We start from the raw sequence: 15212 nt of genomic DNA on the forward strand, positions 1-15212 counted from the left end.
TTTCGTTTTTATTTCAATTCTTACAAAAAGCATTGAGCTTATCTTTTGCTTTCAACCTGTTTACACCCTTCCCACCGGGAAGGGGCTTTAGCACCGTCTTCAACAATCAGTATGACTGTTGGGGATGGGCTTTATTTCGTCCCAAATTTGTAAACCGTTACCTGGTGATACGTCTCACCCGGTTTTAAAATTGTACCGGGAAAAGAAGGCTGGTTGGGCGAATCGGGAAAGTGTTGCGTTTCCAAACACAGCGCTGCGTGTTGCACGTATTTCTTTCCGCCTTTTGTATCGGTAAGCGTACCATCCAAAAAGTTGCCGGAATAAAATTGCAAGCCTGGTTGCGTGGTAAACACGTCCATGTATCGTCCGCTACTGGGTTCATACAAACTGGCTACCTTATCCAGAGCGTTGCCTTTTTTGTTCAGTACCCAGTTGTGATCGTAACCGCCTTTTACTTTGTCAATGTCGCGGCCAATCGGCTTGGCTGTTGTAAAGTCCATGGGCGTGCCTTTCACGTCCGTAATTTGCCCCGTCGGAATCAACAAATCATTTACCGGCGTGTACTTGTCGGCGTCAATTTGCAGCTCGTGCGCAAGGATCGTTGAATCCGCGCCGGCCGTTAAGTTAAAATACGCATGGTTGGTTAAGTTCACCGGCGTGGCTTTATCGGTTGTTGCCGTGTAATCAATGCGCAAACCGTTATCAGCCGTAAGCGTGTAAACCACTTTCACGTTCAACGTGCCGGGATAACCTTCTTCGCCATCCTTGCTTACGTAATTCAATTCAAGGCTACTATCACCTGCAAGTTTTTTTGCATCCCAAACCACTTTGTCAAAGCCTTTGTTGCCGCCGTGCAAAGAGTTGCCGTTGTTGTTCTGCGCAAGTGTGTAATTTTTTCCGTCGAGTGTAAACTTGCCGCCCGCAATGCGGTTTCCGTAACGACCAATCAGGGCGCCGAAATATGGATTGCCTTTTTGCAAATAACCGCTAAGCGAATCATAGCCAAGCACCACATCGCCCATCGTGCCTTTCTTGTCGGGTGCTATCAACTTTGTTATCGTTCCACCGTAATTGATGATGGAAACCTGCATGCCCGAAGGATTGCTCAACGTGTACTCGGTGATGTCTTTTCCGTCTGTATTGCCAAAGGGCTTTTCAGCAATGCCGAAGCCTTTGGTTTCTCCTGTTTTTTCTGACATTTTCGTTGGTTGATTGTTGTTGCAAGCAAAAAGAGTGAAAGCAATGGCGGGCAGTAAGAAGTATTTCTTCATAAAAGCAAGTGGGTTTTATTGTCCGTAATATGAATTGGGTCCGTGTTTGCGTTCGAAATGTTTTTTAATAAGGGCATCTTTTAACCGCGGCGCAGATGGATTGACCTTTTCTGTAAGCAAAGCCATTTGTGCCACCGTTTCCAGCACCGCGCTGTTGTACACCGCTTTCTCGGCGCTCTTTCCCCAGGTGAAAGGTGCGTGGTTTCCAACAAGGATCATCTCTACTTCTCTGTAATCAAGACCTTTTTCTTTAAAGCAGTTCATGATCTGGAAGCCGGTTTCGTACTCGTAGTCGCCTTCAATCATCTTGTCGTCCATGGGCGGTGCACAGGGAATGTCAACGGTGTTGTGATCGGCATGTGTCGTTCCAAAAATCGGAATGTCGCGCTGCGACTGCGCCCACGCCGTGGCGTATGTTGAGTGCGTGTGCGCAATGCCGCCAATGTCTTCCCAGTGTTTGTACAAAACCGCGTGGGTTTTCGTATCGGACGAAGGCCGCAGGCTTCCTTCCACGGCGTAACCGTCAAAGTCAACGATGACCATTTTTTCCGGCGATAAATCCTCGTACGGCAGGCCGCTTGGCTTGATGGCGAAAACTCCTTCGGCCCTGTCCGCGGCGCTTACATTGCCAAAGGTGAAGAGTACCAATCCAAGTTTAGGCAATTGAATGTTTGCTTCGTAAGCGGCTTCTTTAATGTGATCGTAACGGCTCAATTGATTTGAAGTTTGAGGTTTGAAATTGAAGATTGATTTTTCAGCATATCAGGCAACCGCAATCGTTGATTTAACTTCTTTCTGGCTTGTTTGCGCTTCGATAAATGCACCCAGTTTTTTATACTGCTCGTAGCGTTTCTTGTAATAAGGAACTTTCTCTTGGTTTGGGTGATATTCCGCATCGAATCCTTGTCCCATCACCTCCATCGCATCTTCTACTTTTTCATAAAGACCGGCCGCTGTAGCGGCAAACATAGCCGCGCCGATGGCACAGGTTTGTTCCGACTTGTGAATGCGGATCGGCATGTCCATCACATCGGCCATCACTTGCATAATGTACGGCGATTTTTTTGCCACGCCGCCCAACCCAATCAGCCCTTTGATGCCCACGCCTTGTTCGTTAAAGCGATCAACGATGGCTTTTGCACCAAAGCAAGTTGCTTCAACAAGTGCTTTGAAAATGCGCGGTGCATCAGTGCCTAAGTTCAAATTCACAATTGCTCCTTTTAATAATTGGTTGGCGTCTGGTGTGCGCCGTCCGTTCAACCAATCCAGTGCTAATTCGTCCTTTTGGTTCAGTGGGAGTTTGGCAGCGTCGGCAGATAGATTTGCAATGAGTTTGCTGCTGATTTCTTCTTTTAATTTTTCGTCGCTGATGAATTGCAGCGGATAGCTCAAAAGATTTTTAAACCAGGCGTAGGCATCACCAAAAGCACTTTGCCCGGCTTCCATTCCAATCATGGAAGGAATAACCGAACCGGGAACCTGGCCGCAAATGCCACGCACCAACAAATCACCCACTTCGTTTGCGGGTGCAACCAGCATGTCGCAGGTGGACGTGCCCATTACTTTGCTTAAATGATAAGGCTCGATTTGTCCGCCCACGGCGCCCATGTGCGCATCAAAGGCGCCCACGCCAATCGTCACATCTTCCGGTAAGCCCAAACGCTCCGCCCATTCTTTGCTAATCGTTCCCGCAGCTTCAGCGGAGGTATATGTTTTGGTAAAGAGTTTTTGCGTGAAGCCTTTGAGAAGCGGATCAAGATTGGCGAAGAAATCATCCGAAGGCAATCCGCCAAAAGCCTCGGCCCACAAGGCTTTGTGGCCTGCCGAGCAAACGCCCCGCTTTACTGCTTTTGCATCGTTGCCACCGGTTAAAAGAAAGGGAATCCAGTCGCAATGTTCCACCCAGGAATCTATCGCGTTTCTCACGGCCTCGTCTGCACGAAGAATGTGCAGGAGCTTCGCCCAAAACCATTCCGAGGAATAAATGCCGCCCACGAATTGTAAAAACTTATCTGCATCTGCGGCTTCGTTTATTTCGGCTGCTTCTTTTGTCGCGGTGTGATCTTTCCACAACACAAACATGGCGTTTGGGTTTTCGGCAAACTGCGGCAGCAGCGCAAGCGGCGTTCCCGTTATATCTACTGCAACGGGTGTTGATCCCGTGGTATCAACGGAGATGGCCGCAACCTTCTGCGCAATCTCTTTTCCGGCTTTTTGCAAACAATCTTTGATGGTGGCTTCCAAACCTTCCACATAATCGAGCGGATGTTGCCGGAATTGATTGATGGCAGCGTTGCAATATTTTCCTTCTTTCCATCGCGGATAATAAAAAACGGAAGCCGCGATTTCTTCGCCGTTGGCGGCGTTTACCAAAATGGTGCGAACCGAATCGGTGCCGTAATCAACGCCCATCACGTAGGCTTTGCCGGCTAAATTTTTTCTTTCAGGCATAACAAGCTTTTGAGTTGGTCATCGTAATAATCCTGGATGAAGCCAACGATATTTTTGTAGTGTGAAAATTCTTGGGGACGATGAAGCGTGGTAATGACGATGCAATCCATGCCAGCGTTCTGCGCGGCTTCCACGCCTTTGGGTGCGTCTTCAAACACAAGGCAATCGGTTGGATTGATGCCGAGGAGTTCCGAACATTTTAAAAACGTTTCGGGGTGCGGCTTGCTGTGCATCACGTCATCGGCACTCACAATTGCATCAATCAGGTGACGAATGTTCAACCCGTCAACAACAAAATCAATGTTGGGGAGAATGGCCGCCGAGCCGATAGCCGTCTTGATGCCGTCGCTGTGCGCCGATTGCAGAAAGGCTTCAAAACCGTTAATGAATTTCAGATGCGGAAGAAATTCTTGGCGGTAGGTTGTTTCTTTTTCGGTGCCGAGCTTTTCTTTTTCTTCGGTGCTGAACCTGCCGGGAAAAATTCGCTCCAGCATCTCGCCGTTTTTTCCGTAACATTCGGCTTTGGTGCGTTCGATGCCGATGTTTGCACCGAGGGAAAGCAAGATGCGGTGCCAGGCCTCGATGTGATAAGACATGTCGTTAACGACGGTGCCGTTTAAATCAAAGAGAAAAGCTTTGTACGATTTTGCGAGTTGTAGCATGACCGGAGCAATTCATTCTTTGCATGAAGAAAAGCGAAAGAGGCAAAGTAAGGAAGATATTGCTTCCGCGAAAAATCATGCACTTGTTGCGCGGAGAAAATTCCGGCATTTGCCTTGACGAACCGTCCTGCAGTAGCCTGAAAGATTTACAGGATGCCGCAGAACGGAAACTACTTTCTCCTGCCTTATCATTGTAAAAATCTCGCTCAATGAAGGTTGGCTTGTTTGTGCCTTGTTATATTGATCAATTCTATCCCTCGGTTGGCATTGCTACTTTGCAGTTGCTCGAAAAATTTGGCTGCGACGTTCATTATCCGCCCGATCAAACCTGTTGCGGGCAACCGATGGCGAACTCGGGCTTTGCTTCTCTTACGCACGGCTGCAATCAAAACTTCGTCAAAAACTTTTCGGGCCTTGATTATATCGTTGCGCCTTCGGGCAGTTGCGTGTTGCATATAAAGGAACATTTGCACGACGACAGAAATCCTGAAGCAGCAAAAGAGATTCGTTCGCGCATTTTTGAACTGACTGAATTTCTTACGGATATTTTAAAAGTAGAAACCGTTGAAGCACGTTTCCCGCACCGCGTGGGCCTTCACCAAAGTTGTCACGGGCAGCGCATGTTGCACCTTGCTTCGATGTCGGAAAGAGTGCTGCCGCCGTTTTCAAAAGCCGAACAATTATTGAAAGGTGTAAAAGGTTTGGAACTGGTAAAGCCAGCACGTGTGGATGAATGTTGTGGTTTTGGCGGTACGTTTTGCGTCACCGAAGAAGCCGTATCGGTAGCGATGGGCGAAGACCGCGTGAGCGAACACGAAGTCAACAACGTGGATTACATTACCGGCGGCGACACCAGTTGCCTCATGCACCTCGAAGGCATTTTGCGCCGCAAAAAAAGCTGCATCAAAATTATTCACCTCGCCGAAATATTGGCCGCCCAATGAACGACAATCAAACCCACAGCCAGAACGCAACCGAGTTTCTAAAAGATCGGGAACGGGCGCATTGGCACGACGAAACTCTTTGGTTTGTGCGGGCCAAACGCGACAAGGCCGCACACAATATCCCTGAATGGGAAGCGCTGCGCGATGCCGCGTCAGCAATTAAAGAGCACACGCTTTCTCGGCTTGACGAATACCTGATTCAATTTGAAGAAAAGGCCAAAGCGAACGGTGTGCACGTGCATTGGGCGAACGATGCCGAAGCGCATAACCAGATCATTCACGGCATTCTTGCAAAGCACAGTGCGAAAAACGTTGTGAAGAGCAAATCCATGCTTACCGAAGAATGCGGATTGAATTTTTACCTGCGTGACAAGGGCATTGAAGTAGTAGATACAGATCTTGGTGAATACATCGTTCAACTGCGCGAAGAACATCCGAGCCACATTGTTCTCCCGGCCATTCATTTAAAAAAGGAAGACGTCAGCAATACGTTTCACCAGCACATCGGCACTGAAAAAGGAAACAAGGACGAAGTCTATCTGACCCGCTCCGCACGCAAGGTATTACGGCAAAAATTTTTGTCGGCTGATGCGGCCATCACCGGTGTAAACTTTGCCATTGCCGAAACCGGCGGCATCGTGGTTTGCACCAACGAAGGCAATGCCGACCTGGGCGTGCACGCCAACAAAGTACACATCGCTTGTATGGGTTTTGAAAAAATCATTCCGAAAGCGGAACATTTGGGAATCTTTCTTCGACTGTTGGCACGCAGCGCAACAGGCCAACCGGTAACAACATACTCAAGCCATTTCCATCGTCCGCAAAAAGGGCAGGAGATGCACATTGTGATTGTGAACAACGGCCGCACAAACCAGTTGGGCCGCGAAGAGTTTCGCGGTTCGCTAAAGTGCATTCGCTGCGCGGCTTGTTTCAATACTTGCCCGGTTTACCGGCGCAGCGGCGGGCACAGTTATCACACGGCCATTGCCGGTCCGATTGGTTCCATCCTTGCGCCAAACATTGACATGAAACAGTACGCTGATCTGCCTTTTGCTTCTACGCTTTGCGGTTCGTGCAGCAATGTATGCCCGGTTAAGATCAACATTCACGAACAGCTTTGGAGTTGGCGGCAAAAACTCATGAGCGAAGGTTACGGCGGCTTTGCCAAGAAAGCGTCCATGAAGATGATGGCGGGTGTATTGGGTTCACCTTCGGTTTTTAAAATCAGCGGAAAGCTTGGCCGCACAGCCATGCGGTTAATGCCCTTTGCCGTGAACAATAATTTAAATCCTTGGTACAAGGGAAGAGAAATGCCCGAGCCGCCGAAGGAAAGCTTTCGCGAATGGTACAAGAAAAACAAAAAAGCATGAGCCGCGAAAAGATATTAAACGCCATTGCGAAGAACAAACCTGCGCCGCTTCCGCTGCCGGAAAAATTCAGCGTTGAAAGGCCTGCGATAAATCTTACCGAAAGGTATTTGGAAGTGTTGCAAAGCATCGGCGGGAAAGGACGAGTCGTTAGTGATTTAACCGAGGTCGAAGAGCTTTTGCAGCAGAAGCGGGAGAGCGGCGTGGAAGTGGTAAACTGCATCAACGACTTGCCTGGTTACAACGCCGGTGATTACGTTTCAAAACTTGCTACTGAAACCCAAACCGTGCAAGCGGTTTTTTTAAAAGGCAAAATAGCCGTTGCAGAAAACGCGGCCATTTGGGTGCCGGAAAGCGCAGCGGTTAACCGCATTCTGCCTTTCATTTGCCAGGAGTTGGTGATGGTTGTTGACGAAAAAAAAATAGTGGCAAACATGCACGAAGCGTATGATAAAATTCAAGTGGATGAAGACGGTTACGGTGCTTTCATTGCCGGGCCTTCCAAAACCGCAGACATTGAACAATCCCTGGTGATTGGTGCGCACGGGCCGTTGCAGTTGGATGTGTTTGTGGTGAGAAGTGTGGTGTAACGGACAGGGCTTCTTGGCTTTGTAAGCCGAATGTTGTGTGATCGTACTATTTGTCAGAAAGGTAGTCTGCAATTGTTAAGATTTCTATCTCACCAAAGGGATGCAGAACCAATAAATCTTTATCTCCTGTCAAAACGTGTGTAGCAGAGCCGTCAATTGCAAGCGAAAGCAAGAAGTTGTCTTTCTCATCACGGCAAACATTAACGTGAGATCTAACCTGTACGAATTCGGCTTTTTGTTTGAGGTTGACTAATAGCTCAGTCAGTTCGAAGAGGTCAAAGTACTTTTTAAACTTTGGTCGCTCGGCAACTTCAACTATTTCCTCCAATAATTCCTGGCTTATCAACAAAATTGTCCGGCCTGTTGACAGAAGCCGGTCGAGTTTGGAAAAGTCTCTGGTCAACAAGAAACTGATCCAAAGGTTTGTGTCAACAACAATCCTATGCTTTTCTTCCGACATAGCGTTCGGCTCTTACTGCTTCTACTTCTTCTGTTATTTCTTCCATCGTTGGCGGTCCAAGTTGTTCAGCCTTCGAACGGAGCCGTTCAATGACTTGCATAAATCCATCGTTGTCGGTTTGCTTAATCGCAATCAGGTTCATGTCTGCAAGGTCTTTTAAAAGCCTGTCCGCCTTTGGGTCTAATATGTCCACTTGATAGGTTGCCATAACCAAATTTAAAGAAGGTTGATGTAAAAACCGGGCGGGTAGGTAACGGAATGGGTATTTATGCAGTGGTGGCATTTCCTGTTCCGTCGGTTTCAGTTAAAGATAGAAAGCTGATTTGAAATTCTCAAGCTGGTAACATGCACATGAGCCACCATTGCATGAATACCTTGTTAGCTGCTGCTAAGTCATGTTTTAAGAACCTCGGGTAATTCTTTGTCCAATACTGTTTCAGAAAACCCCATTTGTAGTCTTTATAGTCGCCAATGATGTCAAGCGGCAAACGTCTTATCAGTTTTTTCTTGTCACCCGATAGACGATAGATAAATATGCCATCATCAATTCCACAGCCTTCGCCATTTATGTAGCCAATCTTTATTGCTTTATAGTTTGTCAAGTAAAATAAGTAACTCACCCAAGTCTCGTCAGCACAACCTGCCCGACTATAAGAATAGAAATATTTCGTACCCCTAATTTTTAGAGGAAGTGGCAGTTCGTCAAAACCTTTTACTTCACGGAACGTCTGATGTTGAGGAACATAAGAAAAAGCCGATAGTTGTCGGGAATATTGCCACCTAAGTCTAACATGAGGTCTTTGTAACCATCTTTGTTGAAGTCGCTAAACTTGAAATCCATAAAAGCAGGTTCCAGTTTGACAACTGTGTCCTTTTTAGAATTGATAATCCAGAAATCCCATTGGTCATGGTGAGCAGTGAAACGCTTGCCGTCAATTGTGACAGTTTTCGTCGCTTGTTGCCCTTGTGTCAGAAAGATTAAAAAGAAAAATACAGTTGTAAAAAACAAGCGTCTCATAAAGTGGCAGCTAACAGTTGTATTGACGCAACTGCGAGTATAAATATACTCTGTTAATCAACAGAAACTTATACCCGCATGATTGCTGAATATTGTTCTTAACGCAGAAGAATGCGACGCAACCGGCGCTCAATAGCAGCAATGCAGCCTGGTACAAAGGAAAAATTTGCAATCGTAAACGATTGCGTACAAAATTGTTTTTTCTTAAAGAATGTGCAAGAATCGGCTTACACAGCGAAACTCGTCCCGCAACCACAAGTGCTGGAAGCGTTCGGGTTTTTAAAAGAAAACCCTCGGTTGTTCAAACCATTCTCCCAGTCTATTTCCATACCGGCCAAATAGAGTTCGTGTGCCTTGTCAATCACAAAACGAATGCCTTCGGATTCGTATTCGTTGTCATTGCCCGTAGCCTTATCAAAACCCAACACATAAGAAAGGCCCGAACAGCCGCCGCCTTTCACGCCAATGCGTAAAATATTCGTTGCGTCAAAACCCGGTTCGTTCATCAGGCGTTTCAGTTCGGTTACGGCGCACGGCGCCAGTTTTACCGGCGCTTCTGTTATCGTGTTCATCGTTCAAATTTATATACATGGCCTCAACATCATGCCAATTGAAAAAAGCTGACAGGGTTTCACGTTATTTTTGCCGCCTAATAAAACATCATGGAAGCATCAACGCTTAGCTTATTCGTTGCAGTATTGGCTTTGTTCATCGGCATCGTAGCGCTTTTGCGCACTTACCGCGAACCCAAAAAGGAAACAGACGGCTTCAATACCAAGCCGCTGAAATTGCAGGCCTACGAGCGGCTGGTGATTTTGTGCGAACGCATCTCGCTGCCGGCTTTAATCAGCCGCACCAGCAGCCCCGACCTTTCGGCCAGAGAGATGCAATACATGCTCGTCGGAAACATTAAGCAAGAATTTGAATACAATACTTCGCAACAGATTTATGTGAGCCAGGCCGCATGGGAGTCTGTGCGCAATCTGCGCGACCAAACCTTGCTCATCATTAATTCCATTGCCCGTACTTTACCCGAAGACGCAAGGGCGCATGATTTAAACAAAGGTCTGCTTGAAGCGATCATGAACCAGGACAACGCGGCCTTGCATACCTACACCCTGGACACCTTGAACGGCGAAGCAAAGAAGGCAATGTAAGACACCTTGCCAAACCCCTCCGACGAAGGGACTTTCTAAGCCAGAAACCCTGCTTACCAACGAAACTTTACGATTGCAATTTGCAGCCATGAATAACAAAAAAGTTTTTACCGATTCGGACATTGAAATAAGGCCGGTTTATACCGAAGAAGGCAATCGGCCAACGGCAAACGAACAACCCGGCGAATTTCCTTTTACACGCGGCGTGCAACCCGACATGTACCGCGGTAAGCTTTGGACGATGCGGCAATACGCTGGTTTTTCTACAGCCGAAGAAAGCAACAAGCGTTATCATTATCTTCTTTCGCAAGGCGTGATGGGATTAAGCGTGGCTTTTGACTTGCCCACACAAATCGGTTACGACAGCGATCATCCATTGGCGGAAGGCGAAGTAGGCAAAGTGGGCGTTGCCATTGACTCTTTGCAAGACATGGAAACGCTTTTCAACGGTATTAAACTCGACGAGGTTTCTACGTCCATGACCATTAACGCGACGGGTTTTATTCTTCTCGCTTTTTACGCGGCGCTGGCTAAAAAACAAGGTGCGGACATTAAGAAAATTTCCGGCACGATCCAGAACGATATTTTAAAAGAATACGCGGCACGCGGCACTTACATTTATCCGCCCAAACCTTCCATGCGCATCATCACCGACATTTTTGAATGGTGCAGCAAGGAAGTGCCCAAGTGGAACACCATCTCTATTTCGGGTTATCACATTCGCGAAGCGGGCAGCACCGCCGTGCAGGAAATTGCCTTCACGCTCAGCAACGGAAAAGCCTACGTAAAAGCGGCGCTGGAAAAAGGAATGGACATCAATGTTTTTGGCAAACGGCTTTCTTTCTTTTTTAATGCGCACAACAATTTGTTTGAAGAAGTAGCCAAGTTCAGGGCGGCGCGGCGCATGTGGGCCGGCATTATGAAAGAGCTTGGAGCCACCGATCCGAAAGCCATGATGCTTCGCTTTCACACGCAAACGGGTGGCAGCACGTTAACCGCGCAACAACCGCTGAACAACATTGCAAGAGTAACGGTGCAAACGCTTGCGGCTGTGTTGGGAGGAACGCAATCGCTGCACACAAACGGTTACGACGAAGCTTTGAGTTTGCCTACGGAAGAAGCAGCCCGCATTGCTTTGCGAACGCAACAAATCGTGGCTTACGAAAGTGGTGCACCCGATACCGTTGACCCGCTTGCCGGTTCGTATTACGTGGAAGCGCTGACGGCTGAAGTGGAAGAAAAAGCGTGGCAACTGATTCGAAAAATAGACGCTTTGGGCGGAAGCGTGGCCGCCATTGAAAGCGGTTTTATGCAGGACGAGATTGCCCGCAGCGCTTACGCTTATCAACGCAAAATTGAAAGCGGTGAAAAGATCATTGTAGGCGTGAACAAGTTTCAAACGAAAGAAGAAAGCGGTACGCCGGTTTTTAGAATTGATGACAGCATTCGCGAAGAACAAATACAAAAACTAAAAGCCTTGAAAGAAAGCCGCGACAAGAAGGCCGTTGCTTCAGCATTGGAGGCTATTCGCTCAAGCGCTGTTGACGGAGGCAACCTGATGCCGCCGGTTGTTTTGGCGGTTGAGCAATACTGCACGCTTGGCGAGATTTCCGATGTGTTGCGCGGTGTTTTTGGGGAATACCGTTGAGGTGATTTTTGTCAAAGAAAAAAGGCATCGTATTGACGATGCCTTTTTCTTGGTTGCGACAGAATGAATCTACATTTTCGCTTTGTTTATTGCCTGTGCCGAATCAAGATGTGTTTTCAACGTAGGCAATGTTTTGGCCGCCCAGGCTTTCAGGTCCGGATCGGTTGCGTTGGATGCTTCTTTTTCAAACTCGGCTACGTCTTTCTTGTGGTCGTCCAGCATCATGCTCATGTAATGATGATCGAAATCCTTTCCTTTCATTTTTCCCATTTCATCAATATGCTTTTGTTCGTTGGCAGGCAAGGCAGCCGGCAGTGTAATGCCTTTAGCCGATGCAAGCGACATTAATTCGGAGTTGGCTTTGCTGTGATCGCTTACCATCATCGAGCCAAAAGCTTTTACGCGGTCGTTCATGGCGTTTGTTTGCGCTACGTTGCCGGCACTTACTTCCATCATTCCGCCCGTGGCGGCTTTCATTACAAATTCAGAATCTTTTGCGTTCAGCGGTGTTTTGCTGGCAGTGGTAGCAGGCGTGGACATCTTGTTCATTGTGTCGTTAGTGGTGGTTGCCGTGTTTGTGGTTGTACTCATGTGGCTTGAGTCGGTTGTGGAAGTGGTGCTGTTGTCTGAACCGCTGTTGCAGGCAACGAGTGCGCCGCAAAGGGCAAAGCAGGAAAAGACAAGGTTCATTTTTTTCATGATTGATGATTTTGGGATTATTCGCTAAAAATTTATGCCAACTAAAGCGAATACGTTGAGACTGTATTTTGCAGGCTAAAAGCCAAATAGCCTTGCTTGCTTCAACGCGTTGTTTTCTTTTCGAGGAATTAATTCTGCATCGTGAAAATTGATTTATTTTAACGCTGAACTCATCCGTTATGAACAAAACGTTTTTCTTTTTTTCTTTTTTGCTGCTTTCATTTTTCAGTTATTCCCAAACTCCTTCGTTCGTCAAAGACAGCCTTGACAGTTATGTTGCAAAAGGCTTAAAGGACTGGGATCTTCCGGGACTTTCCGTTGTCATTGTGAAAGACGGCAAAGTGGTGCTGATGAAAGGCTACGGCGTTCGCGACGTTTCTTCGGGCAAGCCGGTGGACGAGAACACACTGTTTATGATTGCCAGCAACACCAAGCTTTTCACGGGTACGTCGCTGGCGCTTTTGGAAACAAGGGGAAAACTTAACCTTAACGACAAAATCACCAAATACTTTCCCGATTATCGCTTGTATGATTCCACAACAACCAAACTGGTTACCATCCGCGATTTGCTTACGCACCGCATCGGCACCAAAACGTTTCAGGGCGACTTTACTTTTTTGGATACAAAACTGAGCCGCGAAGAAATCATGAAACGCATGAGGCTTTTAAAGCCGTCGCAAATCTTCCGGCAGGATTACGGCTATTGCAACAGTTGCTTTTTAACTGCGGGACAAGTCATTCCGGTTGTTACCGGCCAGGCGTGGGAAAATTTTGTGCAAGACACAATCCTTACGCCGTTAGGCATGAAGAACACGATGATTTTGTCAACGGGAGTAGAGAAACAGCCAAACGTGGCCGTGCCTTACACCACGCTTTATACCAATACGGTTACACGTGTGCCTTACGACAATTGGAACAACTTTGCTCCCGCGGCAAGCATCATCAGCAATGTGAACGAGCTTTCGCACTGGTTGCTTTTTCAGTTGGACAGCGGACGTTACAACGGCCAGCGCATTTTGCCCTGGAGCGTATTGCAAAAAACAAGAGACGTGAACATCATCACGGGAAGCCGAAAGTCGGCGGCTTTCCCAATTCATTTCAGAGGCTATGGATTGGGCTTGAACGCGGCCGATTACAACGGCCGGCAGGTTTACTGGCACACCGGCGGCGCTGTGGGCATGGTGAGCAACGTGTGCTTTGTGCCCGAGGAAAATTTGGGCATTGCCATCCTGACCAACAACGACAACCAGAATTTTTTTGAAGCGCTGCGCTATCAAATTCTCGACGCGTATTTAGGCGTGACTTATGTGAATCGCAGTCTTCAGCAATTAGGTGGTTTCAAAAGGGGAATGCAACAGCAAATGCGGGAAATTGAAGGATGGCGGGCAAGAGTGAAAGGTGCGCAGCCGCAGTTGTCTCTCTCGGCTTACGCAGGCGTTTATACAAACGAATTGTACGGCGACATTACCGTGAGCGAAATTGGCAAAACTCTCCGCATTAATTTTTCGACAAAGCCTGATCTGTCGGCAACACTCACCTACATGGACAACGGCGAGTGGCTGATGGAATACAACAACATCGAGTACGGCATCTTCGCCATCAAATTTGACATTGCGGGCAACAAAGTAAAATCCGTTAACACCAAGCAAAACGACTTTGTGGAATACGACCCGTACACGTTTGTGAAAAAGTGAAAAGGTGAGAAGTCAAACGTGAGACGTGAGACAGAAGTGAACTAAAATTAAAAGGCTTTACGGTTTCACGTTTCACGTTTGACTTCTCACTTGAGCCAATGGCGATTAGCCCACACACACTGCTTCGGCAAATTCTTGCAGCGAAGCAAAGCGCAAATCAATATCGGGATGTGGGAAAGGAACTTCGGGATTTGTGGTAGCTACGAACACGGTGAACATACCGGCAGCACGGCCAAAGCGCATGTCGCTTGGCTTGTTGCCCACCATGATGCTTTTGGTAAAATCCACTTCGGGAAAATCTTTTCTGGCTTGTAAAGCCATGCCGTGATTGGGTTTACGCATGGGGCTTTCGTCGTCTAAATCAGTGCAGGCATAAATGCGGTCAATGCGGCCGCCAACAATCTCCACCTCGCGGTGCATTTCGTAGTGAATGGTGTCCAACGCTTCTTGCGTCATCAGACCTTTTCCCACGCCTTTTTGATTGGTCACGATGATGATGCGGCCAAAGGCATCGCTTAATTTTTTAAAGGCTTCCAATACGCCTTTGCTAAAGATGAAGTAATCCCAATGCAAAATGTATTCGCCCAGCTTCTCGTCGTTGATCACGCCGTCGCGGTCAAGAAAAAGCGTCCAGTCGCGGGTGATCTTTTTTAAGTCCGGCATGTATTAATCGGCTTGTGCAAAATATTGTTCTTCGGCAAGCTGGCAAATGATGTGGCCAAGCAAGATGTGGCTTTCCTGGATGCGCGGCGTATCGGCGGAAGGAACGTTGATGAGATAATCGCTCAAACTTTTCAGCAGCCCGCCGGTTAAGCCGGTAAAGGCAATGGTGGTAATGCCTTTTGCTCTTGCGGCTTCAAAGGCTTTGACAATGTTGGCCGAATTGCCCGAAGTGGACAAGCCCACCAGCACATCGCCTTTTTGCATGGTGCCTTCCACCAATCTGGAATAAATTACGTCGAAGCTGTAATCATTGCCAACGGCCGTGAGGTAAGATGTGTTCACGTGCAAAGCCTCTGCGGGCAAGGCGTGACGGTCTTTGTAAAAGCGGCCGGAAAATTCCGCGGCCAGGTGTTGTGCATCGGCAGCGCTGCCGCCGTTGCCGCAGAAATAAAGCCGGCCGCCGTTCTTCAGCGCCGAAACAATTTTTGCCGTTGCATCCGCAACCGTTTGCAGCAAGGCTTCGTCGTTCAGCACTTGTTGCTTTACGGCAATGGAGGACTCAATAATACTTTTAATATTTTCCATAAA

At 47.6% G+C, this 15212-nt stretch carries 17 protein-coding genes; 6 read left to right on the top strand and 11 right to left on the bottom strand.

Annotated elements, in window-relative coordinates:
• Positions 1-131: 131 nt before the first annotated feature.
• The 4 genes from FSB75_RS02570 to FSB75_RS02585 form a co-directional block, all read right to left on the bottom strand.
• Positions 132-1199, bottom strand: a complete 1068-nt coding sequence (locus FSB75_RS02570) for an aldose epimerase family protein (RefSeq protein WP_227990750.1) — start codon at positions 1197-1199, stop codon at positions 132-134.
• An 87-nt stretch (positions 1200-1286) separates the two neighbouring features.
• Positions 1287-1985 carry an L-ribulose-5-phosphate 4-epimerase gene (locus FSB75_RS02575; RefSeq protein ID WP_146782299.1) on the bottom strand — a complete coding sequence of 233 codons (699 nt, stop codon included), beginning with the start codon at positions 1983-1985 and terminating at the stop codon, positions 1287-1289.
• Positions 1986-2033: 48 nt separating this feature from the next.
• The gene (locus FSB75_RS02580; RefSeq protein ID WP_146782301.1) at positions 2034-3722 is read right to left on the bottom strand and encodes a ribulokinase; all 1689 of its coding nucleotides are present in this window, start codon (positions 3720-3722) and stop codon (positions 2034-2036) included.
• On the bottom strand, positions 3701-4384 hold the full coding sequence (locus tag FSB75_RS02585) for an HAD family hydrolase (RefSeq protein WP_146782304.1): 684 nt from the start codon (positions 4382-4384) through the stop codon (positions 3701-3703). Before FSB75_RS02585 ends, FSB75_RS02580 begins: the two co-directional genes overlap by 22 nt.
• A 209-nt stretch (positions 4385-4593) precedes the next feature.
• Between FSB75_RS02585 and FSB75_RS02590 the strand changes: the two genes are divergently transcribed.
• Genes FSB75_RS02590 through FSB75_RS02600 form a run of 3 tightly spaced genes read left to right on the top strand, consistent with a single transcriptional unit; the run spans position 4594 to position 7285 of the window.
• Entirely contained in the window at positions 4594-5328 is a 735-nt protein-coding gene (locus FSB75_RS02590; protein WP_146782307.1) for a (Fe-S)-binding protein, read from the top strand.
• Complete coding sequence (locus tag FSB75_RS02595) at positions 5325-6698, top strand: lactate utilization protein B (protein ID WP_146782311.1); 1374 nt, start codon at positions 5325-5327, stop codon at positions 6696-6698. The genes FSB75_RS02590 and FSB75_RS02595 overlap by 4 nt, the downstream gene beginning before the upstream one ends.
• Entirely contained in the window at positions 6671-7285 is a 615-nt protein-coding gene (locus FSB75_RS02600; protein WP_146782314.1) for a LutC/YkgG family protein, read from the top strand. Before FSB75_RS02595 ends, FSB75_RS02600 begins: the two co-directional genes overlap by 28 nt.
• Before the next feature lie 46 nt (positions 7286-7331).
• On the opposite strand, the gene FSB75_RS02605 is transcribed toward FSB75_RS02600, so the two are convergent.
• The 4 genes from FSB75_RS02605 to FSB75_RS02620 form a co-directional block, all read right to left on the bottom strand.
• Positions 7332-7745 carry a putative toxin-antitoxin system toxin component, PIN family gene (locus FSB75_RS02605; protein WP_146782317.1) on the bottom strand — a complete coding sequence of 138 codons (414 nt, stop codon included), beginning with the start codon at positions 7743-7745 and terminating at the stop codon, positions 7332-7334.
• Positions 7726-7953 (bottom strand): hypothetical protein, encoded by a 228-nt coding sequence (locus tag FSB75_RS02610; protein ID WP_146782320.1) that lies wholly within the window; start codon positions 7951-7953, stop codon positions 7726-7728. Before FSB75_RS02610 ends, FSB75_RS02605 begins: the two co-directional genes overlap by 20 nt.
• Before the next feature lie 504 nt (positions 7954-8457).
• Positions 8458-8763 carry a hypothetical protein gene (locus FSB75_RS02615; RefSeq protein ID WP_146782323.1) on the bottom strand — a complete coding sequence of 102 codons (306 nt, stop codon included), beginning with the start codon at positions 8761-8763 and terminating at the stop codon, positions 8458-8460.
• Between the two features lie 227 nt (positions 8764-8990).
• The gene (locus FSB75_RS02620) at positions 8991-9335 is read right to left on the bottom strand and encodes a HesB/IscA family protein (RefSeq protein ID WP_146782326.1); all 345 of its coding nucleotides are present in this window, start codon (positions 9333-9335) and stop codon (positions 8991-8993) included.
• A gap of 90 nt (positions 9336-9425) precedes the next feature.
• Between FSB75_RS02620 and FSB75_RS02625 the strand changes: the two genes are divergently transcribed.
• Both FSB75_RS02625 and FSB75_RS02630 read left to right on the top strand, forming a co-directional pair.
• Complete coding sequence (locus FSB75_RS02625) at positions 9426-9920, top strand: DUF7935 family protein (RefSeq protein WP_146782328.1); 495 nt, start codon at positions 9426-9428, stop codon at positions 9918-9920.
• 88 nt (positions 9921-10008) lie between these two features.
• Positions 10009-11568: an acyl-CoA mutase large subunit family protein gene (locus tag FSB75_RS02630; protein ID WP_146782331.1), complete on the top strand. Its 1560-nt coding sequence runs from the start codon at positions 10009-10011 to the stop codon at positions 11566-11568.
• 69 nt (positions 11569-11637) lie between these two features.
• Here FSB75_RS02630 and FSB75_RS02635 read toward each other — a convergent pair whose 3' ends face one another.
• Positions 11638-12267, bottom strand: a complete 630-nt coding sequence (locus tag FSB75_RS02635; protein WP_227990751.1) for a DUF4142 domain-containing protein — start codon at positions 12265-12267, stop codon at positions 11638-11640.
• Positions 12268-12446: 179 nt separating this feature from the next.
• On the opposite strand from FSB75_RS02635, the gene FSB75_RS02640 reads away from it, so the two are divergent.
• Positions 12447-13961 (top strand): serine hydrolase, encoded by a 1515-nt coding sequence (locus tag FSB75_RS02640; RefSeq protein WP_146782334.1) that lies wholly within the window; start codon positions 12447-12449, stop codon positions 13959-13961.
• A gap of 105 nt (positions 13962-14066) precedes the next feature.
• Here FSB75_RS02640 and FSB75_RS02645 read toward each other — a convergent pair whose 3' ends face one another.
• Together FSB75_RS02645 and FSB75_RS02650 are read right to left on the bottom strand one after the other, a co-directional pair.
• Positions 14067-14624 (bottom strand): D-glycero-alpha-D-manno-heptose-1,7-bisphosphate 7-phosphatase, encoded by a 558-nt coding sequence (locus FSB75_RS02645; RefSeq protein ID WP_146782337.1) that lies wholly within the window; start codon positions 14622-14624, stop codon positions 14067-14069.
• Positions 14625-14627: 3 nt separating this feature from the next.
• On the bottom strand, positions 14628-15209 hold the full coding sequence (locus tag FSB75_RS02650; RefSeq protein ID WP_146782340.1) for a D-sedoheptulose-7-phosphate isomerase: 582 nt from the start codon (positions 15207-15209) through the stop codon (positions 14628-14630).
• Positions 15210-15212: the final 3 nt, after the last annotated feature.

This window comes from Flavisolibacter ginsenosidimutans, from assembly GCF_007970805.1.
Taxonomy (GTDB): Bacteria; Bacteroidota; Bacteroidia; order Chitinophagales; family Chitinophagaceae; genus Flavisolibacter; species Flavisolibacter ginsenosidimutans.